Source organism: Jeongeupia naejangsanensis (assembly GCF_016865585.1).
GTDB lineage: Bacteria > Pseudomonadota > Gammaproteobacteria > Burkholderiales > Chitinibacteraceae > Jeongeupia > Jeongeupia naejangsanensis.
Map to the genome: position 1 here is coordinate 107,236 of NZ_JAESND010000004.1, position 26,849 is coordinate 134,084.

Genomic DNA, 26,849 nt, shown 5'->3' on the forward strand with positions numbered 1-26,849 from the left:
TACTTGATCCATGCTACTCGATCCGGGTGTGTCGCGATGAGCCTGCCTCCGTTCCAGTCTGCCGGGTTGCTGACCCTGGGAATCGAACTCGAGCTGATGCTGCTCGACCCCCAGACGCTCGAGCTGAGCGCCGGTGCGCTGAACCTGCTCGACCTGATGCGCATGCACGCCGACAAGCGCTTCTTTTTCTGTCCCGAAATCACCCAGACGATGATCGAGTACAACAGCGGCGTGCACGGCCGCTGGCACGAACTGCTCGACGAATTGCGGGCGATGCGCCGCTACCTGCTGCCGCTGGCCGACGAGTGCGGCCTTCGCATCAGCGGTGGCGGCACGCATGCCTTCCGCTACTGGAATGACCAGGAGTTTTTCCCGAAGGAGCGCTACCTCGACCTCGGGGAGAAATACGGCTACCTGAGCAAACAGTTCACCGTATTCGGCATGCATGTTCACATCGGTGTTGGTGGTGACGGAGACCGGGCGATCGAGCTGATCCGCTCGGTGTCGCCATGGATTCCGCTGCTGATCGCACTGTCGGTCGCGTCGCCGTTTCAGGACGGCTTCGACACCGGCTTCGCCTGTTCGCGACTGCACAGCCTGACATCGTTTCCGTACGCCGGCGCGATGCCGCCTTTCGCCGACTGGGCCGAGTGCCGCGACTACGTCGACGGGCTGACCGGGCTGGGCATCGTCGGCAGCATCAAGGACTTCTACTGGGACATCCGCCCCAAATCCGAGTTCGGCACGGTCGAGTTCAGGATCTTCGACACGCCGCTGACAGTCGAAATCGCTGCCGGGCTGGCCGGGCTGGTGCAACTGCTGTGTGCCTACTATCTGGCCCGGCCGGCGCCGTCACCGGTTTACGACGTCTACCCGTACAACCGCTTCCAGGCTTGCCGCTATGGGCTGGCCGGCGACATGGTCGACCCGTGGACCGGCGTGCGCGCCGGTTATCTCGACATGGCGAAGCAACTACTCGACCGGCTGACGCCGCTGGCCCGCGAGTTCGATGCCGGCAAGGTGCTGCACGTTTACCGCGAGAAGCTCGAACCGGGGCTGAGCCAGGCCGACCACCAGCGCGTCGTTGCGGCTGATGGCGGCCTGTCGCGGTTGATGCGCTGGCAGGCCGACTGCTTTGCTTCCGGCGCCGTCGCGTCGGATGGCGCGGCTCAGACCCGGTAACGCGAGATCGCCGCCTGCAGCTGTTGCGACATCTGCTGCAGGTGGTCGGCGGCGGCAGCGGTGTGCATTGCGGTGGCGTTGCTTTCCTCGCTCATCTGCGCCACGCGCTCGATCTGCTGGGCGATGCTGGTGCTCGCCTGGCTCTGTTCGCGCATCGCGCCGGAAATCTCGCTGACCTGATGCACGACGTCGTCACTGCCGGTGCGGATCTGGCGGATCGCCGCGCCGGCCTGCTCGGCCTGGGCGACGCCGTCGCCGACCAGATTGACGACGGCCTGCATCGACGTGACCGTCTGGCCGGCTTCGGACTGGATGGCCTGAACGGTACCGGCAATCTCCTGTGTCGATACCGCGGTGCGCTCGGCCAGCTTGCGCACTTCGTCGGCGACGACGGCAAAGCCGCGGCCGGTTTCGCCGGCGCGGGCTGCTTCGATTGCGGCGTTCAGTGCCAGCAGGTTGGTCTGGTCGGCGATGTCCTTGATCACGTTGACGACTGCGCTGATCTCGGCGGTACGGTCCTTCAGGCTTTCGATCTGCGTGGCCGCGGTGCTGACCGTTGCGGCAATGCCGTTGATCTTGGCGATGGTCTGTTCGATGACCACGCCGCCGCTGCCGGCCAGCCGGCCGGCTTCGCGGGCCAGATCGTCGGCACCGCCGGCACGGTCGGCGACGTGCGTCACGCTGACGGTCATTTCCTCGACGGCGGCGGCCATGTTCGCCGTCGATTCGCTGACGTCGTTCGACGCGGCGGACATCTGGGTCGAGGCATCGGCCAGCTCGGTCGCCGACGCGCCGAGGCCGCTGCCGACCTGCTGCAGCTGGCGGAAGCTCTGCTGCATCGCATCGAGCAACTGGTTGAAGGCGTGCAGCGTCTGGTTCACTTCGTCGCCACCACGTGCCGGCACCCGGCGGGTGAAATCGTAGTCGCTGGCGAGCCGGACGACCGAGTCGCGCAGCTGCTCCAGCGGGCCGGTGACGCTGCGCACGATCAGCGTGCCGAGCACGAACAGCAGGGCGGCGGCGACCAGCGGGGTGATCAGGCTGGTGGTCTGGCCGGTGGCGATCGCGCCGGAGACGCCCTGACGCGCCTGTTCGAGCTGCCTCTGGTTGTTGTCGACGGCCTGTTTCATCGCCGTGATGGCTTTTTCGCCCTGAATGGCGACCCGGCTGGTTGCGGCAGGTACTTCGTCATACTGGCCGTTTTTCGAGTACTTGAAGATCTCCTGCACCTGGGTCAGGTAGCGGTCGATCTCGTCGCGCGCTTGGCGCACGTCGGCCGGATTGCCATAGCGGTTCAGGTGCGATTCGAAGATCTGCGCCAGCTCGGAACGCAGGCTGTTGAAGTTGGCTTCGACCTTGTCCTTGCCGGCCGGCTCGCGCTGCACCAGATGCTGGTACACGCTCATGCGCAGGCGCAGGAAGACTTCCTGCGCGTGGTTGAGGTTCTGCATCGCCGGCACGGCGTTGTCGAGCATGTCGGTCGAGTTGTCGCGGATTTTGGCCAGCAGCAGGCCGGAGACCAGCGCCATCAGCACCACGGCGACCACGCCGAGGCCGCAGAGCAGGTACAGGCGTGTCGAGATCTTCATCGGGGCCATCTTGTCGATTCCATCAGGAATATTAGAGAGCCCTACTTTAAAGCCGGATTCGCGCCATTCCGATGCCGGTGGCATCGGTGTGGCAAAACGATCTCAGGGTTTCTACTCAATGTGGCGGCAGGCTGAAACCGGCTTGCAGAAAGGCTTTCAGCCCGGTTTTTTGTGCGTTGCAACCAAAGAAAGTCGGCCCGTTTGGGGGCCGGCTTGCGCATGCAGGACCGAGGGCAGTTCGCGCCGCCGAAGGCGCGAACCGCGTCACTCAGCGCAGGTTGCCTTCGAGCGCACGCCACAAGGTGTGATCGGCGTCGTCCTGCGTCAGCTCCCAGATCATCACGCCGCGCAGTGCGTTGGCCTTCACGTATTCGGCCTTGGTCTTGAGCGAGATCGCATCGTCATAGCTGACCAGCTGCTTGAGCCTGGCGTTGTACAGGTAGGGGGCGTTGCCGGCCTCCTTGCTGCGGAACGATTGCCAGTCCGGCTTGCCGATCAGCGTCGCCACGGCGGTCGAGTACTTGGCGGTGCCCGGTTCGGCATCGTCGAGCAGGCCCGGCCCCTTCGAAGGCTGCGCCAGACCGTCGCCGTTCGGACCGGCTTCGACATTGCCCTGGCCGCGAGCGTAGAACGGTACGCCGAGCACCAGCTGCGACGGCTTGAAACCCTGTGCGATGAAATGCTTCACGCCGCCGTCACCGTTGAGCACATTGCCGTCGGCTTCGCCCGGCGTCGGGTACAGCGCCGCATGCAGGCCGGCGCGCGGGCTCCAGGCGCCGTAGAAGTCGTAGCTCATCAGGTTGACCCAGTCGAGCAGCTTGGCCGCCGCCGGCAGGTCGTAGCCGGACGAGCCCCAGCCGCCGTTGGTGCCGGGAATCGCCGCCGTCAGCAGATACTGTGCGCCATCGGCCTTGCCGCGCTTGTCGAGCTCGCTGCGCAGCGCCTGCAGCAGTTTGGTGTAGTTGTCGCGGTCGGCCGGCGAGGCGTCGGCCGTGTAGTCGCCACCGGTCACCGGATGCTCCCAGTCGAGATCGAGACCCTGACAGTTGTAGTCGCGCATGATCGCGACCGAAGTCTGCGCCAGCCGGGTCCGGCCCGCTTCGGTCTGCGCGACCTTGGCGATGTTGCGTGAGCCGGTCCAGCCGCCGATTGCCCACTGGCAGGCGAGCTTCGGGTTCTTGATACGCGCGGTGGCGAAGGCCTGCTTCCACTGCGCGGCGCCTTCCTGGTTCTTGGCGTCGATGTAGGCGCTGCCGTCGGGCTTGACCAGCAGGAAGGAGTAAATGCCGATATCGAGTCCGGGCAGGATTTCTGCTCCGCGAGCGCGCTCGGCGGTGGTCTGCCACGTCGGCAGGTAGGAAATCAGTTTCGGGGCATCGGCAGACGGGCTGGACACGCTGGCGCAGGCAGTCAGTGCCGGCAGCAGCACGAGGGGCAGGTAACGCAACATCCGGATCTCCTGGGTGGGGGTACGACTGGCCAAGTTAAGCAATTGAGTTTCGCAATGGAATGTCGCAATCTCATTGTCATTTTGTTCGAATCCAGCACGGGCGGGGCAATGTCGACGATTTATCAGGAAATGTTCGATATCGGCGAAGGTACGCGGCAGGTTTCGGTCGGCGCCCGGCGCTTTCACCACCCGCATCTGCGTGCGCTGGCCGAGCACGAACTGCTGTCCGCCGGCCATTCCGAGGTCGACGGGCACCTGCACGTCGAGCGGATCGGCGCGCCATTTCATGTGGTGCTGTTCTGCGTCGACGGCGGCGGCGTGGTGACCGACGGTGCAAGCCGGCTGACGCTCGGCCCGGGCCAGATGGCCATTCTGCCGGCGCTTGGCCACAGCGGTTTCCGCTCGGCCGGCACGCCGTGGCGCCTGGCATGGCTGCTGGTCAACGACGTGCCGGCATGGCGCATGCTGGCGGGCGACCATGTCAGCATCCGGCCGCTGATGCATGCGGACAGTCTCTACCAGACCGTGCGCGTGCTGTGTGCCGAGGCCATTCTCGGTCAGGCCGGTTTTGCCGCGCAGGCGTTGCTGCTCGCGGTCGACCTGTTCCGGCGTGCACTGGCCAGCCATGCCGACGAAGCCATTGCTGCGCGGTTGCAAATGGTGTTCGAGCCGGTACGGCACGCGCCGGCGCAGGAGTGGCGGGTCGAGGACTTCGCGCGGGCCTATGGTGTCAGCGCCGCGCACCTCCACCGGCTGTGCGTTCGGCACCTTGATGCCACGCCACAACAGCTGATCATCCGGCAGCGCATGCGGCGCGCCCGCGAATTGCTGGTGGCCGGTGCCGGCAATGTCGCCACGATTGCCGAGCAGGTCGGCTATCAGGAGGTCGCGAGCTTCTCGCGCCGCTTCCGCCAGCATTTCGACGTCAGTCCCGGCGCGCTGCTGCAGGCGATGCGCGCCGGGCAGGGCGGGTTTCCGGCCGGTTGAACCTGTTTGTTCCGCCAAAAAAAAGCCCCACCGCAAGGTGGGGCTCAAGTGCTGCCGTGAACGTGTGATCAGATCGCGCTTTTGGCGAGCTGCTCCAGAATGGCCGGGTTTTCCAGCGTCGACGTGTCCTGGGTGATTTCCTGACCCTTGGCGATGTCGCGCAGCAGGCGGCGCATGATCTTGCCCGAGCGGGTCTTGGGCAGGTTGTCGCCGAAGCGGATTTCGTCAGGCATGGCGATCTTGCCGATTTCGTGGGCGACCCATTCGCGCAGTTCCTTGGCGATGCGCTTGGCGTCGTCGCCTTCCGGGCGGGCACCCTTGAGCACGACGAAGGCGCAAACCGATTCACCCTTGATCTCGTGCGGCTTGCCGACCACGGCGGCTTCGGCCACCAGCGGATTGGCGACCAGTGCCGATTCGATTTCCATCGTTCCGAGGCGGTGGCCCGAGACGTTCAGCACGTCGTCGACGCGGCCCATGATCCAGATGTAGCCGTTCTCGTCGAAGTGGGCCGAGTCGCCGGCCAGATACAGCTGGCCGTTGAAGTCCTCGGGGAAGTAGGTTTTCTTGAAGCGTTCCGGGTCGTTCCAGATCGTCCGGACCATCGACGGCCACGGCTTGCGCACGACGAGGAAGCCGCCCTTGCCCGGTTCGACCGGGGCACCGGCTTCGTCGACGATATCGGCGATGATGCCCGGGATCGGCAGCGTGCACGAACCCGGTTTGGTCGCGACAGCGCCCGGCAGCGGCGCGATCATGTTGGCGCCGGTTTCGGTCTGCCACCAGGTATCGACGATCGGGCAGCGGCCGCCACCGACGACTTCGTGATACCAGATCCACGCTTCGGGGTTGATCGGTTCACCGACGGTGCCCAGAAGGCGCAGGCTGGACAGATCGTACTGCTTGGGCAGATCGCCACCGAGCTTGATCAGCGAGCGGATCGCGGTCGGCGCGGTGTAGAAGGTCGTGACCTTGTGCTTTTCGATCATTTGCCAGAATCGGCCGGCATCCGGGAAGGTCGGCACGCCTTCGAACACGACCTGGGTCGCGCCGATGGCCAGCGGGCCGTAGGCCACGTAGGAGTGGCCGGTAATCCAGCCCACGTCGGCCGTGCACCAGTAGATGTCGCCTTCGCGGTAGTCGAATACCCACTTCATGGTCGTCAGCGCGCCGAGCAGGTAGCCGCCGGTGCTGTGCTGGATGCCCTTGGGCTTGCCGGTCGAGCCGGAGGTGTAAAGGATGAACAGCGGGTGCTCGGCATCGACCCATTCCGGTTCGCACTGGGTCGGCTGGCCTTCGACCAGCTCGTGCCACCAGACGTCGCGGGCATCGTTGAATGCAGCGCTGCTGTTTTCAAGGCGGCGCAGCACGATGACCTTCTCGATCGATTCGCTGCCTTCCATGGCCACGGCTTCGTCAACGGTCGCCTTCAGCGGTACCGGCTTGCCGCCGCGGAAGCCTTCGTTGGCGGTGATGACGATCTTGGCCTGGGCATCCTGGATGCGGTCGCGCAGCGCGCCGGCCGAGAAACCGCCGAACACGACCGAGTGGATCGCACCAATCCGCGCACATGCCTGCATGGCCACGACGGCTTCGACGGTGTGCGGCATGTAGACGACAACGCGGTCGCCCTTGGTGACGCCGAGCAGCTTCAGGCCGTTGGCGAACTGGCAGACGCGGGCGTGCAGCTGGCGATAGCTCACATGTTCGGATTTGCCGTCGTCGGCTTCGAAAATGATCGCGGTCTTATCGCCGCGCGCGTCGAGGTGACGGTCGATGCAGTTGTACGAGATGTTGAGCTTGCCGTCTTCGAACCACTTGAAGAACGGGGCGTTGCTGTCGTTCAGTACCTTGGTGAACGGCTTGTTCCAGCTCACCAGCTCGCGGCCGAGGTTGGCCCAGAAGCCTTCATAGTCGCCGTTGGCCTGCTCGCACAGGGCGTTGTAGCCCTCCATGCCGGAGACGTTGGCCTTGACGCGGAAATCGTCGGACGGCGGGAACAGGCGGTTTTCTTTCAGTACGGAATCGATGCTGCTCATGCTTGCTCCTTCTTGCCAGTGCAGTAAGTAAAAATGCGATGTTCGGACTGTAAAGCCGTCGCGACGCCAAAGCCAATCGTGTTTTCTGATGCGCGGAATCAGTTCCGCTGATGTTGTGGCCGATTCCGGATCAACGGCGGGAATGACCGGCCGGGTGGCGTAGTCCGGCGTGCCCCGGCGGCAACACCGTCATTGCGCGCAGGGCAGGGCACAATGAAAAACGCCCCGCACGGGGCGGGGCGTTCAGGGGTGTTTTGCCTTAGTGCTTGGAGGCACCTTCCGCACCGATACCGGTCATCGAGCGGATGAACTGCGGCAGGAACAGGGCACGTTCGCGCTGCGCCGATTCGCTCTTGTCCAGCGTCGACACCAGCCAAGTGACGAAGAAGGCCAGCGGCATCGAGAAGATCGACGGATTGTCGTACGGGAAGATGGCTGCAGCGTTGCCAAGGGTCTTCACCCATACCGTCGGTCCGAGCACGATCATCAGCACGGCGCAGATCAGGCCGGCAGAGCCGCCGATGACGGCACCGCGGGTGGTCAGGCCCTTCCAGAACATCGACATGAACAGCACCGGGAAGTTGGCCGAGGCGGCGATCGAGAAGGCGAGGCCGACCATGAAGGCGACGTTCTGCTTCTCGAATGCGATGCCCAGCAGGATCGCCAGCACGCCCAGGGCGATGGTCGCCATTTTCGATACGCGGATTTCGTGTGCTTCATCGGCACGGCCACGAGCGAACACATTGGCGTACAGATCGTGCGACACAGCCGATGCGCCCGACAGCGTCAGGCCCGATACCACGGCGAGGATGGTGGCGAAGGCCACGGCCGAGATGAAGCCGAGGAAGAAGTCGCCGCCGACCGCGTTGGCCAGATGCACTGCCGCCATGTTGGCGCCACCGATCAACTGGGTAACGGACACGCCGTCCTTCATGATGGTTTCGGTGTACTCCGGACGACCCAGCACCAGCATGATCGCGCCGAAGCCGATGATGAAGGTCAGGATGTAGAAGTAGCCGATGAAACCGGTCGCGTAGAACACCGACTTGCGGGCTTCCTTGGCGTCCTTCACGGTGAAGAAGCGCATCAGGATGTGCGGCAGGCCGGCGGTACCGAACATCAGGCCGACGCCAAGCGAAATCGCATCGATCGGATTCTTCACCAGACCGCCCGGGCTCATGATCGAAATGCCCTTCGGATGCGTGGCCACGGCGGTGGCGAACATGGTTTCAAAGCTGAAACCGCTGGCTGCCAGCACCATGAAGGCCATGAAAGTCGCGCCGCACAGCAGCAGCACGGCCTTGATGATCTGCACCCAGGTCGTTGCCAGCATGCCGCCGAAGGTCACGTACATCACCATCAGCACGCCGACGATCAGCACGGCCGAGCTGTAGCTCATGCCGAACAGCAGCTGGATCAGCTTGCCGGCGCCGACCATTTGCGCGATCAGGTACAGCAGCACGGTGACCAGGGTACCGACGGCTGCAAAGCAGCGAACCGGTGTCTGGCTCAGCCGGTAGGACGCGACGTCGGCAAAGGTGTACTTGCCGAGGTTGCGCAGCCGTTCGGCAACGAGGAAGGTGATCAGCGGCCAGCCGACCAGAAAGCCGATCGAGTAGATCAGGCCGTCGTAGCCGCTGCCCATCACCAGTGCGGAAATGCCGAGGAAGGATGCTGCCGACATGTAGTCGCCGGCGATGGCCAGTCCGTTCTGGAAGCCGGTGATGCCACCGCCGGCCGCGTAGAAGTCCTTGGCCGAACGGGTGCGGCGTGCCGCCCAGTAGGTGATGCCGAGGGTAAAGGCGACGAACAGCACGAACATGATGATCGCGTGCCAGTTCAGGTCGCGCTGCTTGACCGCGCCTTCGATGGCGCCGGAGGCCCATGTCGGCAGGCTGGCACACATGGCCATGCCGGCGAAGGTCAGTCGGGTGGAAAGACGCTGCATCATTGGCGGGTCTCCTCGATGAGCTCTTTGTTGAGCTGGTCGAACTCGGTATTGGCGCGGCGGACGTAGATGCCGGTCAGCACGAAGGCCGAAACGATGACGAGCAACCCGAGCGGGATGCCGATGGTGGTGACGCTGCCGGCGGAAAGCGGGGTGCCGAGCGTTTTGGGCGAGAACGCGATCATCAGAATCAGCCCGTAATAGATCACGAGCATGATGATCGACAGCAGCCAGCTCAGGCTGGTCTTCTTGTGTTGCAGCTCCTGGAACTTCGGGTTGTTCTGGATACGCTGAATCAGTGCTTCATCCATGCTGTCCTCCCTGATGGTCGATACCGGCGATGGCCGGCGACTGCGGCTTCATCGTGACATCGCACTCCGGCATGCCGGGCACGACCCACGCTTAGTGACGCACTCTATGGCGCAGTCCGGACGTGGGCTAATTGCAATTTTTGATGCAGGAAATCAGCATTTCTGATGCCGCGTTGCACGAGTCTTACTGTGTTGAGTGAAATCGCGGCATTGCGACTACATTCATTCGTCGCGGAATCGACCCGAAACCGCAGATTGCGGGATAATCGACGGCATGGAACTGTATCAATTGCGTACTTTCGTGGCGGTGGCGCAGCAGGGGCACCTGACACAGGCTGCCGAACTACTCCACCTTTCGCAGCCTGCGGTGACCGCGCAGATCAAGGCGCTGGAGGAAGAGCTTGGCGTCGCGCTGTTCGAGCGCTATCCGGGCGGCGTGCAGCTGACCGAGGCGGCCAAGGACATCCTGCCCGAGGCCGAGCGCATTCTCGCGCTGTCGCGCGGTATGCAGCACAAGGCCAAGGCCTTGTCGGGAGAGCCGAAGGGCAAGGTCAAGATCGGCACCATCGGCGTGCCGGCGCGACTCAAGCTCGGGCCGTGGCTCGCCTGTTTGCGCAGTCGCTATCCGCTGCTGACGGTGCAGACGACGCATGGCATTTCGGGCGGGATTCTCAACGAAGTACGCAAGAAGACGCTCGACGGCGGCTTCTATCTCGGCCGCAACCCCTACCAGAACGTCAACAACCTGCCGCTGACCGAAATCGGCTTCTGCGTGGCGCTGCCGCCGCAACTGGCACCCCAGCTGGCCGGTGACGATTGGGACTCGCTGGCCAAAGTACCATGGCTGGGGCTGTCGCAGTTCAACAGCCTGTCGTCGATCACCCAGGAGCTGTGGCGCGCGCAGAACGTGGCGCCGCGCAAGTTCGGCGAATTCGACGAAGAGGCGACGCTGCTCGAACTCGTCAAGGCAGGGCTGGGCGTGGCCATTCTCGCCGAGCGGACGGCGAAGCGCTTTGCTGCCGACGGCTCGATCGTGCTGTGGCGCGGTGGCGATTGCGTGACCAGTGCGCCGTTGCAGTTCGTCTATTCGGCCGAGCGGGAAAACGATCCGCTGGTGACGATGCTGCGCGATACGCTGCTCGAAGTCTGGCAGCCGTCCGAGTAGGTTTACTTCGGCTCGACGTGCTGCTTGAGCAGCTTGCCCATCAGCGAGGTCTTGGCCTTGTCGTCGGCACCCTGTTCGCCGGTCGACGCCTTGCCGAAGCGGTCGGGCGAGCCTTTCTTGCGAATGGCGTCCTTGATTTTCACGCCGGCAAACTTTTGCAGGTCATAGTGGTTGATCGGCATCGTATTGTCCTTGGAGGGTGGTACTCAAACAAAAACCCCGCCTGAAGAGCGGGGTTTCGAGTATGTGTCACCAGCGAAAACCAGCTTACTTAAGCTTGGTTTCCTTGTACATCACATGCTTGCGGACGACGGGATCGAACTTCTTGATCTCCATCTTTTCTGGCATGGTGCGCTTGTTCTTGGTGGTGGTGTAGAAGTGGCCGGTGCCGGCGCTCGATTCGAGCTTGATCTTTTCACGCATGGTCATTCACTCCGGATTACAGTTCGCCGCGGGCGCGCAGGTCGGCCAGAACAGCGTCGATGCCGTTCTTGTCGATGGTGCGCAGCGCTGCGTTGGAAACGCGCAGGCGAACCCAGCGGTTTTCGCTTTCAACCCAGAAACGACGGGATTGCAGGTTCGGAAGGAAGCGACGCTTGGTCTTGTTGTTGGCGTGGGAAACATTGTTCCCGGTCATCGGACGCTTGCCGGTGACTTTGCATACTCGTGCCATGGTTAGGTATTCCCTGACTTCTGAGAAAAACCGGATTTATAGCATGAATCAACCGCGAGGTTCAAGCGGCGTGGTGCCCCGTTGTGGCATGCCTGCAGCGGCGATTGCCGCTTCGATCTGCAGGGCGGCCTGTTCGGCGGTCATCGCCGGGGCACGCCAGAAACGGCCGACGACGCCGAACACAGCCGTCCTGGCTGCATCGTTCAGTGCCATATTGTGGGCCCACGACGGCACCAGCGTGTTGCGGCGGGCGCTGTCGGCAAAGGCACGTGCCGACAGACGGGCGCAGGCATCGTAGCGTTCGAGCGTCACATCGGTGCGGGCCGGAATATTGCCTTTGTAAAAATTGAAGGCTTCCTGCGTGTCCTTCGACATCGCAATCTTTGCCAGATCCTGCTGCGCCTGCTGTTGTGGCGCGCCGCCGGATGGCGCGAACATGACCAGCAGATCGGCATCGAAGCTGAATGCCGTCGCGCTGCCCGGCGCCGCCGTACACAGGTAATCGCGGCCCGCCTGTTTGCCCGAGGCCGAGAACTCGCCCTTGGCCCAGTCGCCCAATACGGTCATCGCGGCGCGTCCATTGACGACTTCGGCAGCGACCTGGCTCCAATCCGGTCCGCCATGTGCATCGGTGAAGGGTTTGAGCCGTTTGAAGACCGACAGTGCATGGACGAAACGCGGGTCGCGGCTCGCGCCCAGAACCGGCGTGACGAAGATGTCGCGATAGCGTTCCGGCCCCGCTTCGGCAAGGATGATGGCCTCGAGCAGGGTGGCCAGTTGCCAGTTCTGCTGGCCGACAGCCAGCGGTACGACGCCGGCCCGACGCAGCTTTTCGGCCAGCGGGAAGAATGCAGCCCAATTCTGCGGCGGCTCGCCGCCCACCTTGCGCAGGACTGCCGCGTTGCTCCACAGCATATTGATGCGGGCAACGCCGAGTGGCACCGCGACATAACGTGGGCCGACCTTGACCACGGCATCGAGCTCCGGGGGCAGCACGCTGGACCAGTCCTGCGCGCCAACCGTCGCACTGATGTCACCGAGCAGGCCTTGCCGGTTCCATTCCTGCACCTGTGCGCCGCCGCCGGCTGCGGCAGTCGGCAGATTGTCCAGTCTGGCTCGGGTGCGCAGGACGTTGAGCGCGTTTTCGCCACCGCCGCCGATGACGCTGAAATCGTTCCAGCGGTAGCCGGCCGCGTTGACGCGCTGCCGCAGCGCTTGCACGGCGCGGGCTTCGCCGGGCGATGTCCACCAGTGCAGTACCTCGATGTCGGCGGCGCCGGCGCTGCCGGTTGCGAGCGCGAGGAGCAGGGCGGGCAGTCGGCGCATTTATTCGGCTGGCGGTACGAGTACGGTACGGTTGCCGTTGGTTTCCATCGCACTGACCAGGCCGGCAGCCTCCATGCTTTCGATCAGCCGCGCTGCACGGTTGTAGCCGATGCGCAGCTGGCGCTGCACCGACGAGATCGACGCGCGGCGCGATTTCAGTACGAACGCCACAGCTTCGTCGTAGAGCGGATCCGCTTCCTGATCTCCGCCGCCACCTTCTAGTCCGGCGTTGCCGGCAGCTTCGGCATCGAAGCCGCCGTTGAGCACGCCGTCGATGTAGTCCGGTTCGCCGGTGCTCTTCAGGTATTCGACCACCTTGTGCACCTCGTCGTCGGCGACGAAGGCACCGTGGACGCGCTGCGGGTAGCCGGTACCCGGCGGCAGGAAGAGCATGTCGCCCTGGCCCAAGAGCGCTTCGGCGCCCATCTGGTCGAGGATGGTGCGGCTGTCGATCTTGCTCGACACCTGGAACGCCAGCCGGGTCGGGATGTTGGCCTTGATCAGGCCGGTGATTACGTCGACCGACGGCCGCTGGGTGGCGAGAATCAGGTGGATGCCGGCGGCGCGCGCCTTCTGCGCCAGTCGGGCGATCAGTTCCTCGATCTTCTTGCCGGCGACCATCATCAGGTCGGCAAATTCGTCGACGACGACAACGATGAAGGGCAGATGCTCGACCGGCTCGGGGTTGTCCGGCGTCAGCGTGAAGGGGTTGGTCAGTTTCTGACCGGCCTTTTCGGCCTCCTTGACCTTCTGGTTGAAGCCGGCAAGGTTGCGCACGCCGAAGTGGCTCATCAGCCGGTAGCGCTTTTCCATCTCGGCGACGCACCAGTTCAGCGCGTTGGCGGCAAGCTTCATGTCGGTGACCACCGGCGCCAAGAGATGCGGAATGCCGTCGTAGACCGACAGCTCGAGCATCTTCGGGTCGACCATGATGAAGCGCACTTCTTCCGGCGTCGCCTTGTACAGCAGCGAGAGGATCATCGCATTGACGCCGACCGACTTGCCCGAGCCGGTGGTGCCGGCGACCAGCATGTGCGGGGCCTTGGCCAGATCGGTGACCGACGGCTTGCCGGTGATGTCCTTGCCCAGCGCGAGCGTGAGCTTCGAGTGCATGCCGTGGAAGGCTTCGGACGAGAGGATCTCCGACAGCCGGATCGTCTGCCGCTTCGGGTTCGGCAGTTCGAGCCCCATGCAGGTCTTGCCCGGGATCGTCTCGACGACGCGGATGCTGACGAGGCCGAGCGCACGCGCTAGATCCTTCATCAGATTGACGATCTGCGCGCCCTTGACGCCGACGGCGGGCTCGATCTCGTAGCGGGTGATCACCGGGCCGGGATAGGCCGCGATGACCTTGACCTCGACATTGAACTCGGCGAGCTTGCGCTCGATCAGCCGAGAGGTGAATTCGAGCGTGTCGTTGCTGATGGTTTCCTGCGACGCCAGCACCGGCGCGAGCAGGCTCAGCGCGGGCAAGCCGCCAGCAACGGCAGGCGTGGGGAGGTCGTCGAACGCAAACAGTGTCGGCTGGACGGTTTTCTTCTGTTGCGCTTCGGCTTCCTTTTCGGCTGCCTTGATCACGGCCTTGGCGACCGGGACTTCGATCTGCGGCGTCTCGATCTTCAGCGGCGCTTTTTCTTCCTGCTTCTTCTTCTCGACGTTGATCTTCTCTTCGCGCTGCACCGACGCCTGACGGCCGATGCGGCGGTCCTGCGCGGCTTGCCAGGTATCGACGCACTTGAAGCCCAGCCATTCGATGCCGGTACCGAGTTTTTCCATCAGCGCCAGCCAGGACAGGCCGGTAAACAGCGAGACGCCGAGCGCCCAGACGACGATCAGCGTCAGCGTCGCGCCGGCGAAGCCGAGTGCGCGGTAGAGCCAGCCGCCGAGGGCGACGCCGACGATGCCGCCGTGCGACAGCGGCAAGGCAACGTCGAGTGTATGCAGGCGCAGGGCCTCGAGACTGCAGCTCGCCAGCAGGATCATGAAGAAACCGGTGCAGGCCAGCAGTACGACCGGACGGGACGAATGGCTGACGTGATCGATCCGGCGATAGCCCCACAGAATGGCGGCAAGGCAGAAGGCGACCCACCACCAGGCCGAGAGCCCGAAGACGGACAACAGGATGTCCGCGACCCAGGCACCGACGCTGCCGCCGCGGTTCAGGACTGCCGCCTGCGTCGCGCTGTGGGACCAGCCGGGGTCCGCGCGGTGGTAGCTGCCGAGCGCAAGGACGAGATAGACAACGATGGCGACCAGCAATAGCCACCACGATTCGCGCAGTACGCCGGCGAGCTGGGGAGGGAGCGCCGCTCGGGTCGAGGCCTTGGTGATGTTTTTCTTGCGGAAAATGGCCATGTCGAAACGGGGGATTTGGTATTCAGCGGACGATTATAACGGTTCGTTCCCGTTGGCAGGTGCGATGTGCCGGGGACGGGGGGCCCTCATGATCATTCTGATCCGGAATACGGCGTGGGGATTCGGTGATGACACCGAGGGCTTCGGCAGCGACTAGTCGAGATGGCGCTGTTGCCACGTCAGATAACAGGCGTGGACGTGTTGTACGTAGGCATCACGATCGGCGAAATCGGCCGGGTCGAACGCGTCGTACACATGGTAGTGGGCCTGCCGGTTGGGCGCGCAAGCAATCTGGCGCAGCATCTGCGGCAACGTCTGGCCCTCCCAGGCGAAGGCCTGCTGCGCTTCGTAGTGCAGGAACACCGGTACGATCGGTACACCGGTATCGAGCGAGAGCGTGAACGCGCCGTAGTGGAAGCGCTCTGCAACGCGCCGGCCCTTGCAGCCGCCCTCGGGGTAGATCGCGATATTGCGTCCGCCGCTGACAGCACTGCGCATCGAGGTCAGCGCGTTCTGGCGCGAGCCCTTGCTTTCGCGTTCGACGAAGAAGGTGCCGGCGGCTGCGGCGATACGGCCGACGAACCACCAGTCGCGAACCTCGATTTTGGCGAGACTGACGACGTTGAACAGCCCGGGTATCCCGACCAGCTCAAGCGCGGACGGATGATTGGCGATCAGGATGAAGTGATCGGGCAGCGGGCGAGTCTGGTGCTGGTGCAGGTGCAACCGGACACCGAGGGCACGGACAAAGCAGCGGCACCAGCTGCGAAATAGTTTCGGATAGCAGATGCGCAGCCAGCCGGATGGCAGCAGGGCAAGCAGCAGCAGGGCCAGCGTATAGGCGGCGAGGTCAAGCCAGCAGATCGCCCGGAGGAAAAGGTGCAGCAGGTAGCGCATCGCGTCTCCGCTGTCGCAAGTCTGCTTTCGGTTTAGCCGGTTTACCGCCGGCTGCCCAATCGGCGTGACCGGTTGGGGCCACTCAGGCGTGCAGGTAGCCCGCGAGCTTGTTCTCGTAAAGGCGCGGGTTTTCGCCGTTGGCGATCGCCACCAGGCCTTCGAGCAGCATCTCGCGGTGGACGACTTCGCTGTGGATGTGGCGCTTGAGTTTGCCGGCGATCGGCAGGAACACGAGGTTGGCAATGCCGACGCCGTAGATCGTCGCGACAAAGGCCACGGCGATGCCGGCGCCCAGCTTGGACGGATCCGACAGGTTTTCCATCACATGGATCAGCCCGAGCACCGCACCGAGAATGCCCAGCGTCGGCGCGTAGCCGCCGGCAGCTTCCCAGATCTTGGCGGCCGCCTTGGCGCTGTGTTCGTAGGCGTCGATGTCGAGTTCGAAGGCCCGCCGGATCATCTCGGGTTCGGCGCCGTCGACGAGCATCTGCAGCCCGCGTTTGACGAAGGGATTCTTCTCGGTGTTCATCACGTTTTCGAGCGCCAGCAGGCCGCCGCGCCGCGACTGGTGTCCCCAGTTGACCAGCGTGTTCAGCAGTTTGCGGTTGTCGTGCTGCGGCGGCACGAATATCCAGCGCAGCATTTTCATGCCGGCGACAAAGTCGCTCATCCGGCTCTGCAGCATCACCGCACCGGCGGTACCGCCAAGGACGATCAGGAAGGCGGTGAGCTGCAGCAGCGAGCCGATGTGCCCCCCCTCGAGCCACTGGCCGAGCAGGATGGCCGTGAGCCCGAGGATGAGGCCGAAGATGCTGATCTTGTCCATTTATCTGGCGGTCCAGTCGGTCAGTCGGGTGCGCAGTCGCGCGACGGCCTGGCTGTGCAGCTGGCAGACGCGCGATTCGGAAACGCCGAGCACCGCGCCGATTTCCTTGAGATTGAGTTCTTCGTCGTAATACAGCGCCATCAGCAGCTTTTCGCGTTCCGGCAACTGGGCGATGCCCTCGATCAGCCGGGCGCGGAAGTGGGCGTCGTCGAGCTGTGCGAGCGGATCTGCACCATGGTCGGCGGCAAAGGCATCGAGCGGTGACGATGCGCCGTGCTCGTCGTCGTCGCGGGCGTAGTCGTCGATGTGCAGCAACTGGTGGCCGCGCGCATCGCCGAGCATGCCCTGGTAATCGTCGAGCGGCAGGTCCAGCGCTTTGGCGACCTCGGTTTCGCTCGGCGCACGACCGAGCTGTTGTTCGAGCTTGTGGATGGCTGCGTCGATGCTGCGCAGATTGCGGCGGGTCTGACGTGGCAACCAGTCGGCACTGCGCAGCTCGTCGAGCATTGCGCCACGGATGCGCTGCGAGGCGAAGGTGTCGAACTGCACGCCGGCGCCGGGATCGAAATTGCGCGCGGCATCCATCAGGCCGATCAGGCCGACCTGGATCAGATCCTCGACGTCGACACTGGCCGGCAGCCTGGCGATCAGGTGATACGCGATCTTCTTGACCAGCGGCGTCGAGCGCGCAAGCAGTTCCGCATCGCTGTCCGATCGGGTGTCACGATAGAGCTTGAGGGCGCGTTGATTGATCATGGGCCTTGGTGGAACGGTTGCCGGATCAGTTTACCGCAACGTGGCCCGGCTTTCGCCCGCCAGCGCCGTTTCCAGTTGGGAAAGTGCCTCAGCCAGCGCCGTATTGGCTGCGGCGGCGATGCCGTCGCCGTTCATCGGGGAAATTGGTGCATGGCCGGCGACAGCGAGCTGCCGGGCTGGCGTTTTGCCGTTGCGCAGCGCCAGCTGCAGCCGGACGACGGCTTCGCGGGGCTGCTCGGGCTGCAGCTCGGTGTACAGCGCGCTGATGCGGCCATCGATGGCATGGGATGCAGCGTTGGGGTCCTGTGTCAGTGTGGCGCCGGCGGCGATCAGCCACTCCTTCAGCCGGTTTTCGATCTGGCGTGCCGGCGGTGCGACGTAGCCGCGGTAGGGGTCAGTGACAAAACGATGTGCCGTTTCGCGATAGATGAAACCGCGCTGGCCAAAGGGCTCGTCGATCGCAAGCGCGCCGACGTAGACCGTTGCACCGGCAAGCGTCGGGGCGCTCTGGGCCGGGCGCTCGGCGTTGAGCACGTAATTGAATTCGGCGGTCGGCCGGCTGGCCGCGCACGCAGCGAGCAGCACCGTGGCAACGAGGATCAGTAGGGTACGCATGGCGGTTCTCAGCGTTGCGGGAGCGGATAGGCGGGCGGCGGTTCGGAGAACAGCAGCGACGACGGATTGGCGCGGATGTCGCGCAACAGTGCATCGAGTTCGCTGCTGCCGCTATAGAGGTTATCGAGCGTATGACCGAGCTGCGCATTGCGGTTGAGCAGCAAACGGTCGATTTCGCCGAGCGAGTGGTTGAGCCGGTCGAGCGACTGGTGCCACGCGGGATTGGCCAGCAGCGCATTGGCCGATTTCAGCGTCGCCTGCAGGTCGGCCGGTGCACTGGCCAGTGCCGGATCGGCCAGCAGCGTGCCGAGGCGGACGTTGTTCTGGCGCAACTCGCGCACCAGCGCCAGCGTTTCGTCGCCGATCGGCTTCAGCGGCATCGCCGCCAGCTGCTCGGTGGCCTTTTGCGTGTTGCGGCCGATTTCCTCGAGCGGCATCGCGTTCAGCTTGCTGTCGACGGTGTCGGCGGCCTGCGAGACCTTGTCGACCATGGTCTGAAGGTCGAGTTTCTCCAGCTTTTCGGCGATGCTCTGCGTGGCATTGAGCAACTGGCCGACGGTGCTGCGCGCCGACGGTACGTACAGCGCGGTCGGTTTCCAGTTGATCGGCAGGACCGGGCTCGGCTTGCCCTCGATGTAGTCGATCTCGAGGTAGTTGGCGCCGGTGAGCCCCTGTGGCGCAATGCGCACGCGCAGGCCGCGGGCGATTTCCCCGTCCAGCACATGCTGGTTCAGCGTCGCGTCGGCGCGCGGTCCGAGCGTTTCCGGCCGCAAACGCATTTCGACCAGGACATAGTGATGGCGCCAGCTGCTGTCGGCAGCCTCGGGGTATTTGCTCGCGGCAAAGCCGATCTTGCTGACTTCGCCGATCGCGACGCCGCGGTAACGTACCGACGAACCGACATCGAGGCCTTTGACCGACTCGTTGAAATAGGTCTCCATCACCGGCGCGTTCGAGAACCAGCGGCCGGCGCCGAAGGCGATCAGCAGGACCAGCGCCAGCGCCAGTGCCAGCGTGACGAACAGGCCGAGGCGGATGTGGCTTTGTCTTGGGGTCATGCGGCTACCTTGCGTTGGAAGAAGCGCTGGACGCGCTCGTCCGTTGAGTGGGCTGCGAGCTCGGCCGGTGGGCCGGCCGCGATGATGCCGCGTACGCTGGCGTCGAGCATCAGCGCGGTGTCGGCAATGGCCATGATGCTCGCCAGTTCGTGGGTGACAACGACAAAGGTCAGACCAAGGCTGTGCGACAGCTGCAGGATCAGTGCGTCGAGTTCGGCACCGGTGACCGGATCAAGCCCGGCCGACGGTTCGTCGAGGAAAACGATCTCCGGGTCGAGCGCGATCGCACGGGCGATGGCGACACGCTTCTGCATCCCGCCCGACAGCGAGGCCGGCACGTAATCGGCAAAGGCTTCGAGGCCGACCAGCCGCAGCTTGAGGCGGGCGATCAGCTCGATCGCCGCGGCGTCGAGCGTCGTGTGTTCGTTCAGCGGCAGCATGACGTTTTCGAGCACCGAGAGCGAGCCGAACAGTGCGCCGGACTGGTAGGCCACGCCGAAACGCTGGTACAGCGCGAGCCGTGCCGCACCGTTGAGCGCGGTCAGCTCGTCGTCGCCGAACCAGATCCGGCCCGACATCGGCCGATACAGGCCGATCAGGTTCTTCAGCAGTGTCGACTTGCCGCAGCCCGAGCCGCCGAGAATGACGAAGACTTCGCCGCGTTTCACCTCGAACGACACGTCGTCGAGGATCACCTTGTCGTCGTAGCCGCAGACGAGGTGTTCGGCGCGAATGATGGGGTCGTTCATCGTCACCATCCGAGGATGTAGAACATAACGGCAAACAGTCCGTCGACGACGACGAGCATCACGATGCTGCTGACGACCGCGCGCGTCGTCGATTCGCCGACCGCCGCCGCACCGGCGCCGGTACGCAGGCCCCGCAGGCAGCCGATCGCTGCGATGAAGAAGCCGAACACCATCGACTTGCCGAGGCCGCCGAAGAAATCGCTGAAGCCGACGATCGCCGTGGCGCGGTGTAGCGAGGTCGCGAACGGCACATCGAAGCTCGCCATCACCAGCGCCATGCCTGCGAGGCCGATGACTTCGGCACAGACGGTGAGCATCGGCATGATCAGCGCGACGGCCAGCAGGCGCGGGATCACCAGAAAACGGAACGGGTCGAGGCCGAGCGTGACCAGCGCGTTGATTTCCTCGTTGACCTTCATCGTGCCGAGTTCGGCGGCAAACGCCGCACCGGTACGGCCGGCGAGCAGGATCGCCGTCATCAGCGGCGCCAGCTCGCGCACCAGCGACAGGCCGACGAGGTCGGCGACGAACAGTTCGGCGCCGAACTGGCGCATCGGCACCGCAGACTGGAACGACAGGATCACGCCGAACAGGAAGGCGACCAGACCGATGATCGGCAGCGCGTCCGCGCCGGCGCTGCTGGCGACGGCAAAACCGTTGCGCCAGCGGATCTTGCCGCGGGCGGTGAAGATGCGCGCGATGTCGGCGGTGAAGACACCGATGAAGGCCATCGTCAACGTGAATTCGCTGCTGATCGCCTTGCCGAAGTCGGCCAGCTCGTCGACGACGCCGCGCGGCTTGGGCGGCTTCACGATCAGCGGCTTGTCCGGGCTGAGATCTGCGAGCAGCGCCGCGTAACGTTCCGGCAGGCCGTCGACGCGTGCGCCGCGCTGGATCAGGTCGAACAGCAGCGCGCTGCCGGCACCGTCGCAGTAATCGACGCCGCTGGCGTCGACAATGCAGCCGGCCGTGACGGCGCTGCGTGCGCTGGCCCAGATCCCGGCCGCGCCGCGCGCGTCGAGCCGACCGCGCAACTGCAGTTTTCCGGATTCGACGACCAGTTCGGCGCTCATCAGGCCTCGATGTCGTCAAGGAAACGATGCATCACCAGGGCATCGACCAGACCAAGCCGCTCGTGCCGGAAGGCCTGCGGAATCGTACCGACGATGTTGAAGCCGAGTTTGCGCCACAGCGCGACCGCAGCCTCGTTGCTTGCAATGACGAAATTGAACTGCATCGCGGCGAAGCCGGCGCGCTTGGCCTCGATCAGGCAGTGCCGGCCGAGCGCCTTGCCCAGACCGTGACCATGCGCGTGCGGCGAAATCATGAACGATGCGTTGGCGACGTGGTTGCCGAGATCGCGCTGGTTGGCGACCAGCTTGTACATCCCGACGACTTCGCCGCCGATCTCCGCAACCCAGCTGCGTACGCCGGGACCGAACCAGTAGGCGTACGCGTCGTCGCGGCCGGTGTCAGGCGCAAAGACATAGGTGTCAGCGCTGGCGACGACGGCACGGAAGATGTTCCAGATGGCGTCGAAATCGTGTTCGGTAGCAGGTCGGATCGTCATGCGGGTTTCCGTGCGGGCGGGTCAGGCCACGTTAACGTTGTAGCCGGTCGGCGAGAATGCGGCTCGATTCGACCAGCCGGTAGGCAAAATCGGCGGCACTGTCGGCGGCACCGGCCGGGCGGCGCCAGCGCAGCATCGCGTCGGCAAGCTGGCGGAAGGCGTGGGCCGATTCGGCATCGGGAAAGGCGTCGAACACCGTCCGGCCGAGCCGCGCTGCGCGCGCCAGTTTCTCGTCCTCGGGGACGAAGCCGATCAGCCGCAGCCTGACCCTGTTGCCCAGATAGCGTGCGGCCACCTGTTGCAGCCGTTCGAACAGTGCGCCGGCCTCGCGCGGGCTGCCAACCCGGTTGATCAGGATACGGAACTCGCTGCGCGCGTACTCGGTGGCCATCAGCTTGATCGCGGCATAGGCGTCGGTCAGCGATTCGGCCCGCTCCGAGACGATGAGCACGACGTCGTCGGCTGCGAGCGAAAGGCTCGGCACGCCGGGCTCGGTCGCAGGCCGGGTGTCGAGCAGTAGCCAGTCGGTGTCGACGCTGACGGCATCGAACTCGCGTGCCAGCCAGGCGGCTTCGGCTTCGTTCAGCCGGGCCAGCACCTGCGGCCGGGCGGCGGCCGGCAGCAGCGAGAAGCCCCCCGGCGCCGGGACGATGACGTCGGCGAGGGTGACTTCGCGACGGAGCGCTTCCTCGAAATCGTACGGTGGCGACAGCCGCAAACGCTGGGTGGCGTTGCCGTTGCCGGTGTGTTCGTCGAGCAGCAGCACCGAACGCTCGCGTTCGGCCAGCGCCGCGGCGAGATGGATCGCGACCGTTGTCGCACCGGCGCCGCCGCGTCCGCCATTGATGCTGACGCTGCGGCAAGCGGGCCGGGCAACCAGGGCCCGGAGTCCGGCGGCCTGGTCATCCCACAGTCTGGCGTTGCTCATGGCGGGATTCCTCGCGGCTTAACCGCGGGGCGTCGGCTCGCCGAAGCCGGCGTCCTCTGGATTGGCGGCCTGCGTGCCCATGTAGACCGGATATTCGTCCGGCTGCAGCTGGAACGGCCGGCCGGGTTCGGCGCGGAAGGCCCGGTCGACCAGATACTCGATCCGTGCCGGGTGCAGATCCTCGGGCACGCGCTGGCCGTTGGTGACGAAATGCAGCTTGAGCCGGTGGCGGATCGCGACGTCGAGGCAACCGCCTAGGCTCATGGTCTCGTCGAGCTTGGTCAGGATCACGCCGGCGAGCTGTTCGTTCTTGTAGCGACGCGCGACGTCGTCGAGCGTTGCCGGCGCGGCGTTCGCGGCGAGCAGCAGCAGCGTATGCGCGCGCTCGTGCTGGAACAGCCGCAATTGCTCGACGATGCGCAGGTCGCGCTGACCCATGCCGACCGTGTCGATCAGCACCAGATGGCGCGACGCCAGATCGGCGAGCGTGAGTTCGAAATCGGTGTCGTCCTTGACCTCGTGCACCGGCACGCCAAGGATGCGCCCGTAGATGCGCAGCTGGTCGGTCGCGCCGATCCGGTAGCTGTCGGTCGTCAGCAGCGCGACCGATTCGGGGCCGTAGGCGAGAGCGCAGCGCGCCGCGAGCTTGGCGACGGTCGTCGTTTTGCCGACGCCGGTCGGGCCGATCAGGGCGTAGACGCCGCCCTGGGAGACCAGATCGTCACCGTCGCCGACGGCGGCGATATTGTGGACCAGTGCCGCCTTTAGCCAGCGCGCACGCAGTTCCGGCGCCATCTGTGCCGGCATCTTGTCGACCAGCTGGCGTGCTAAGGCCGGGCAGAAGCCGGCGGTCAGCAACTGGCGCAGCGCATCGAGCTTGTCCGGCGACTGGCGCGACAATTCGCTCCAGGCCATGCCGGCGAGCTGGTGCTCCATCAGTCCGCGCAGCTGGCGCATTTCGCGGGCGATGTCGTCGATGGCGGCGGGCTGGACCGTCGGGGAGGGTGTCGGGGCAGCGGGAATGTCGTCGTCGCTGTAGCGGAAAGCCGGCGGTGCGGGCATGTCCGGTACGGCGGGTCGGGGTGCAGGGCGTTCAGGGGCCGGACGCGGTTCGGCGATCGTCGGTTCGAGCCGTGGCGCGCGGTTGCTGCGTACGACTTGCGGTGGCGCCGCAGGCGCCGGTGCGGGGCCGTCGTCGTCCTCGTCTTCGTCGGGAATCGCGTACGAGCGTTCGAGCGCGCGGGTCAGTGGCGGGGCCGAAGGCGCGGGTCGGGGTGTCGGGGCGGGCGGATCGATCCGGGCCGAAGGGCGGCTGGCTGCAATGGTCTGCGCGCTGGTCAGCGCCGCGACGTCGGAGTCGGCCACGGCCATGATCTCGACGCCGCCGCCGGCCACCTGCCGGTTCGACAGGATGAGCGCGTCCGGGCCGAGTTCATCGCGAACCTGGCGTAGCGCATCACGGGTGGTGGCACCGTAGAATTTCTTGACGACCATTGTCCCTATCGAACCCGTTAAACCGGGCTATTATCCCCAGCCCGTGAGGATCGCACAAACGGCCGCGGCCGTGGCGTTGCCGTGCCTCTTTATCATTATTCTGTCGTCATGCACACGCTTGCCTATTTTCCGCCGCCCGACGCCGGTCTCAACGTCATCCACGCCGACGCATCGCTGCTGGTCGTCGACAAACCTGCCGGCTTGCTGGCGGTGCCCGGGCGTGGAGACGACAAGGCCGACTGCCTGAGTGCCCGGGTGCAGGCGGTCTATCCGGACGCGCTGATCGTGCACCGGCTCGACATGGCCACGTCGGGGCTGGTGGTGTTCGGCCGCGGCATCGAGGCGCAGCGGCGGCTGGGGCATGCTTTCGAGCATCGGCTTGTCACCAAGCGCTACATTGCCGTCGTTGCAGGGGTGATTGCTGACGATGCCGGCGAGATCGACCTGCCGCTGGCCGCGGACTGGCCGAATCGTCCCCGGCAGAAAGTCGATTTTGAGGCGGGCAAGCGGGCATTGACCCGCTACAGCGTGATCGAGCGCGGTGTTGATCGCTGCCGTGTCGCGCTTGAACCGGTCACCGGACGGACGCACCAGTTGCGCGTGCACCTGCAGGCGATCGGTCACCCGATTCTGGGCGATATGCTTTACGCGGGGGATCGTGCGGGACTGGCGCCACGTTTGCTGCTGCACGCAGAGTCGCTGAGCCTGCCGCACCCGGACGACGGCACGCTCGTTTGCTTCGAGGCGCTAGCGCCCTTCTAGATGGCTAAACCCCGCCGAGTACGCCGACGATGCGGATCGTCTTGGTGTCGGGAATCTCGGTGTGGGCAATCACGCGCAGGTTGGGAATCGAGCGGCGCAGGAAGTAGATGGCTAAACCCCGCCGAGTACGCCGACGATGCGGATCGTCTTGGTGTCCGGAATCTCGGTGTGGGCGATCACGCGCAGGTTCGGGATCGAACGGCGAAGGAAGCGGCTGAGCATCGGCCGCAGCGCACCCGGGGTGATCAGCACCGTGTTGAGCCCCTGTGCTTCCATCTGCTCGGACAGCTGCGACGCCTGTTGCAGCAGCCGCTCGGCCAGGCCCGGTTCGAGGCCGCCACGGCCGGCGCTGGCCGACATCAGGATGTTTTCGAGCTGCGGTTCGAGCGCAACGACCGGCAGCTCGGTCTCGCCCGGGAACAGCTGGTGGATGATGGCGCGGCCGAGTGCAACGCGCACTGCCGCGGTCAGTTCGTCGATGTCCTGGGTGCGGACGATGTGCTCGCCCAGCGTTTCCAGAATCGTCCGCAGATCACGGATGTGCATCCCTTCGTCGAGCAGGCTTTGCAGCACCTTCTGCAGCGTGCCGACCGGAACCAGTTTCGGCACGAGGTCTTCGACCAGCTTGGGCGACTCCTTGGCGAAATGGTCGAGCAGCGACTGGACTTCCTCGCGGCCGAGCAGTTCGGCGGCGTGGCCCTGCAGCAGGTTGGAGATGTGCGTGCCGATCACCGTGGCGGTGTCGACGACGGTATAGCCGAGCGCCTGGGCCTGATCGCGCAGGCTGGCATCGATCCACGTCGCCGGCAGGCCGAACGTCGGATCCGTGGTGGCGGTGCCGGCGAGCGAGCCGGCGACGTTGCCGGGGTTGATCGCCAGCCACTGGCCGACATAGGCCTCGCCGAGGCCGACGTCGACGCCCTTGAGCTGGATCCGGTACTGGTTGGGCTTGAGTTCGAGGTTGTCGCGGATGTGCACCGCCGGCACCAGGAAACCCAGTTCCTGCGCGATCTTCTTGCGGATGCCGCGGATGCGCCGCAACAGCTCGCCATCCTGATTGCGGTCGACCAGCGAAATCAGCCGGTAGCCCACTTCGAGCCCGACCGGATCGACCGGCTGCACGTCGTTCCAGCTGACTTCCTGCAGCGGGGACGGCGTTGCCGCTGCGGCTGCCGCTGCTGCGGTGGGTCCGACACCAAGGAGTTCGTCCTGCTTGATGCGGGCGGCGCGTTTCTCCAGCCACCATGCGATGCCGGCGGCGATGGCCGCGATCAGCAGGAAGGCGAAGTGCGGCATGCCCGGGATGATGCCGAGGATGCCGATGACTGCTGCGGTCACGTAAAGCACCTGCGGATTGGCGAACAGCTGGCCGAGCATCTGTTCGGACAGGTCCTGCTCGGTGCCGACGCGCGAGACGACGATACCGGCGGCAACCGAAATGATCAGTGACGGAATCTGCGCGACCAGACCGTCGCCGATGGTCAGCAGCGTGTAGGTGCGGCCGGCCTCGGCGAACGGCAGGTCGTGCTGGACCATGCCGATGATCAGGCCGCCGATCAGGTTGATGACCATGACCAGGATGCCGGCCACGGCATCGCCGCGGACGAACTTGCTCGCACCGTCCATCGAGCCGAAGAAGTCGGCTTCCTGCGAGATTGCCGAGCGGCGCTTGCGCGCCTCTTCTTCGCCGATCAGCCCGGCGTTGAGGTCGGCATCGATCGCCATCTGCTTGCCCGGCATCGCATCGAGCGTGAAGCGCGCCGACACTTCGGCGATCCGCCCGGCGCCCTTGGTGATGACGACGAAGTTGATGATGGTGAGGATGATGAAGGCAATGATGCCGACGGTGAGGTTGCCGCCGATCAGCACGTGGCCGAAGGCCTCGATGACCTGACCGGCCGCGCCGGCACCGGTGTGGCCTTCGGTCAGCACCAGCTTGGTCGACGCGACGTTGAGACTCAGCCGCAACAGCGTCGTCACCAGCAGCACGGTCGGAAAGGCCGAGAATTCGAGCGGTTCGCGCGTATACAGGCTGACCATCAGGACGATGATCGAAATCGCGATATTGAAGGTGAAGAAGAAGTCGAGCGCGAGCGCGGGCAGCGGCAGGATCATCATGCCGAGCACCATGAACACCAGCGCCGGGCCGGCCAGTCGCGTCAGATTGAG

At 65.0% G+C, this 26,849-nt stretch carries 25 protein-coding genes; 4 read left to right on the top strand and 21 right to left on the bottom strand.

Features of this window, described 5'->3' with window-relative positions; genetic code table 11:
• The first annotated feature begins 36 nt into the window (after positions 1 to 36).
• Positions 37 to 1,182: a YbdK family carboxylate-amine ligase gene (locus JMJ54_RS10035; RefSeq protein WP_203538306.1), complete on the top strand. Its 1,146-nt coding sequence runs from the start codon at positions 37 to 39 to the stop codon at positions 1,180 to 1,182.
• On the opposite strand, the gene JMJ54_RS10040 is transcribed toward JMJ54_RS10035, so the two are convergent.
• Entirely contained in the window at positions 1,170 to 2,780 is a 1,611-nt protein-coding gene (locus tag JMJ54_RS10040; RefSeq protein ID WP_203538307.1) for a methyl-accepting chemotaxis protein, read from the bottom strand. The genes JMJ54_RS10035 and JMJ54_RS10040 overlap by 13 nt on opposite strands.
• A 259-nt stretch (positions 2,781 to 3,039) precedes the next feature.
• A complete protein-coding gene (locus JMJ54_RS10045; protein ID WP_203538308.1) occupies positions 3,040 to 4,221 on the bottom strand; it encodes a glycoside hydrolase family 18 protein in 1,182 nt (393 codons plus the stop codon).
• 108 nt (positions 4,222 to 4,329) lie between these two features.
• Here JMJ54_RS10045 and JMJ54_RS10050 point away from each other — a divergent pair, with 108 nt between their 5' ends.
• Positions 4,330 to 5,208 carry a helix-turn-helix transcriptional regulator gene (locus tag JMJ54_RS10050; RefSeq protein WP_203538309.1) on the top strand — a complete coding sequence of 293 codons (879 nt, stop codon included), beginning with the start codon at positions 4,330 to 4,332 and terminating at the stop codon, positions 5,206 to 5,208.
• A 68-nt stretch (positions 5,209 to 5,276) separates the two neighbouring features.
• Here JMJ54_RS10050 and acs read toward each other — a convergent pair whose 3' ends face one another.
• The 3 genes from acs to JMJ54_RS10065 all read right to left on the bottom strand — a co-directional run bounded on the left by acs (position 5,277) and on the right by JMJ54_RS10065 (position 9,506).
• Complete coding sequence (gene acs, locus JMJ54_RS10055) at positions 5,277 to 7,247, bottom strand: acetate--CoA ligase (protein ID WP_203538311.1); 1,971 nt, start codon at positions 7,245 to 7,247, stop codon at positions 5,277 to 5,279.
• Positions 7,248 to 7,506: 259 nt separating this feature from the next.
• On the bottom strand, positions 7,507 to 9,198 hold the full coding sequence (locus tag JMJ54_RS10060) for a cation acetate symporter (RefSeq protein ID WP_373310139.1): 1,692 nt from the start codon (positions 9,196 to 9,198) through the stop codon (positions 7,507 to 7,509).
• Positions 9,195 to 9,506, bottom strand: a complete 312-nt coding sequence (locus JMJ54_RS10065) for a DUF485 domain-containing protein (protein ID WP_203538313.1) — start codon at positions 9,504 to 9,506, stop codon at positions 9,195 to 9,197. Before JMJ54_RS10065 ends, JMJ54_RS10060 begins: the two co-directional genes overlap by 4 nt.
• Positions 9,507 to 9,780: 274 nt before the next feature.
• Here JMJ54_RS10065 and JMJ54_RS10070 point away from each other — a divergent pair, with 274 nt between their 5' ends.
• On the top strand, positions 9,781 to 10,671 hold the full coding sequence (locus JMJ54_RS10070) for a LysR family transcriptional regulator (RefSeq protein WP_203538315.1): 891 nt from the start codon (positions 9,781 to 9,783) through the stop codon (positions 10,669 to 10,671).
• Positions 10,672 to 10,673: 2 nt separating this feature from the next.
• Here the strand turns inward: JMJ54_RS10070 and JMJ54_RS10075 are convergent, their stop codons facing one another.
• From JMJ54_RS10075 to flhF, 15 genes are all read right to left on the bottom strand, one after another.
• Positions 10,674 to 10,853 carry a hypothetical protein gene (locus JMJ54_RS10075; RefSeq protein ID WP_203538317.1) on the bottom strand — a complete coding sequence of 60 codons (180 nt, stop codon included), beginning with the start codon at positions 10,851 to 10,853 and terminating at the stop codon, positions 10,674 to 10,676.
• Positions 10,854 to 10,938: 85 nt separating this feature from the next.
• Complete coding sequence (gene rpmG, locus JMJ54_RS10080; protein WP_067110116.1) at positions 10,939 to 11,094, bottom strand: 50S ribosomal protein L33; 156 nt, start codon at positions 11,092 to 11,094, stop codon at positions 10,939 to 10,941.
• A gap of 16 nt (positions 11,095 to 11,110) precedes the next feature.
• Positions 11,111 to 11,344 carry a 50S ribosomal protein L28 gene (gene rpmB, locus JMJ54_RS10085; RefSeq protein WP_184099167.1) on the bottom strand — a complete coding sequence of 78 codons (234 nt, stop codon included), beginning with the start codon at positions 11,342 to 11,344 and terminating at the stop codon, positions 11,111 to 11,113.
• 48 nt (positions 11,345 to 11,392) lie between these two features.
• Positions 11,393 to 12,670: an ABC transporter substrate-binding protein gene (locus JMJ54_RS10090; RefSeq protein WP_203538319.1), complete on the bottom strand. Its 1,278-nt coding sequence runs from the start codon at positions 12,668 to 12,670 to the stop codon at positions 11,393 to 11,395.
• Positions 12,671 to 15,025, bottom strand: a complete 2,355-nt coding sequence (locus JMJ54_RS10095; RefSeq protein WP_203538321.1) for a DNA translocase FtsK — start codon at positions 15,023 to 15,025, stop codon at positions 12,671 to 12,673. It lies immediately after the preceding gene.
• Between the two features lie 153 nt (positions 15,026 to 15,178).
• Positions 15,179 to 15,922, bottom strand: a complete 744-nt coding sequence (locus JMJ54_RS10100; RefSeq protein WP_203538323.1) for a lysophospholipid acyltransferase family protein — start codon at positions 15,920 to 15,922, stop codon at positions 15,179 to 15,181.
• An 82-nt stretch (positions 15,923 to 16,004) separates the two neighbouring features.
• On the bottom strand, positions 16,005 to 16,748 hold the full coding sequence (locus JMJ54_RS10105) for a flagellar motor protein (protein WP_203538325.1): 744 nt from the start codon (positions 16,746 to 16,748) through the stop codon (positions 16,005 to 16,007).
• Positions 16,749 to 17,504, bottom strand: a complete 756-nt coding sequence (locus JMJ54_RS10110; protein WP_203538327.1) for an RNA polymerase sigma factor FliA — start codon at positions 17,502 to 17,504, stop codon at positions 16,749 to 16,751.
• Between the two features lie 30 nt (positions 17,505 to 17,534).
• The gene (locus JMJ54_RS10115) at positions 17,535 to 18,119 is read right to left on the bottom strand and encodes a hypothetical protein (protein ID WP_203538330.1); all 585 of its coding nucleotides are present in this window, start codon (positions 18,117 to 18,119) and stop codon (positions 17,535 to 17,537) included.
• A gap of 8 nt (positions 18,120 to 18,127) precedes the next feature.
• The gene (locus JMJ54_RS10120) at positions 18,128 to 19,177 is read right to left on the bottom strand and encodes an MlaD family protein (protein ID WP_203538332.1); all 1,050 of its coding nucleotides are present in this window, start codon (positions 19,175 to 19,177) and stop codon (positions 18,128 to 18,130) included.
• Positions 19,174 to 19,926, bottom strand: coding sequence for an ABC transporter ATP-binding protein (locus tag JMJ54_RS10125; protein ID WP_239000015.1), 753 nt, complete (start codon positions 19,924 to 19,926; stop codon positions 19,174 to 19,176). The genes JMJ54_RS10120 and JMJ54_RS10125 overlap by 4 nt, the downstream gene beginning before the upstream one ends.
• A gap of 2 nt (positions 19,927 to 19,928) precedes the next feature.
• Positions 19,929 to 20,999: an ABC transporter permease gene (locus JMJ54_RS10130; protein ID WP_203538336.1), complete on the bottom strand. Its 1,071-nt coding sequence runs from the start codon at positions 20,997 to 20,999 to the stop codon at positions 19,929 to 19,931.
• Positions 20,999 to 21,496: a GNAT family N-acetyltransferase gene (locus JMJ54_RS10135; RefSeq protein WP_203538338.1), complete on the bottom strand. Its 498-nt coding sequence runs from the start codon at positions 21,494 to 21,496 to the stop codon at positions 20,999 to 21,001. Before JMJ54_RS10135 ends, JMJ54_RS10130 begins: the two co-directional genes overlap by 1 nt.
• Positions 21,497 to 21,527: 31 nt before the next feature.
• Positions 21,528 to 22,424, bottom strand: coding sequence for a MinD/ParA family ATP-binding protein (locus JMJ54_RS10140; protein ID WP_203538340.1), 897 nt, complete (start codon positions 22,422 to 22,424; stop codon positions 21,528 to 21,530).
• Between the two features lie 18 nt (positions 22,425 to 22,442).
• Complete coding sequence (gene flhF, locus JMJ54_RS10145) at positions 22,443 to 23,918, bottom strand: flagellar biosynthesis GTPase FlhF (RefSeq protein WP_203538342.1); 1,476 nt, start codon at positions 23,916 to 23,918, stop codon at positions 22,443 to 22,445.
• 108 nt (positions 23,919 to 24,026) lie between these two features.
• Between flhF and JMJ54_RS10150 the strand changes: the two genes are divergently transcribed.
• The gene (locus JMJ54_RS10150; protein WP_203538344.1) at positions 24,027 to 24,680 is read left to right on the top strand and encodes an RluA family pseudouridine synthase; all 654 of its coding nucleotides are present in this window, start codon (positions 24,027 to 24,029) and stop codon (positions 24,678 to 24,680) included.
• 111 nt (positions 24,681 to 24,791) lie between these two features.
• On the opposite strand, the gene flhA is transcribed toward JMJ54_RS10150, so the two are convergent.
• Complete coding sequence (gene flhA, locus JMJ54_RS10155; RefSeq protein WP_203538595.1) at positions 24,792 to 26,810, bottom strand: flagellar biosynthesis protein FlhA; 2,019 nt, start codon at positions 26,808 to 26,810, stop codon at positions 24,792 to 24,794.
• Positions 26,811 to 26,849 lie beyond the last annotated feature (39 nt).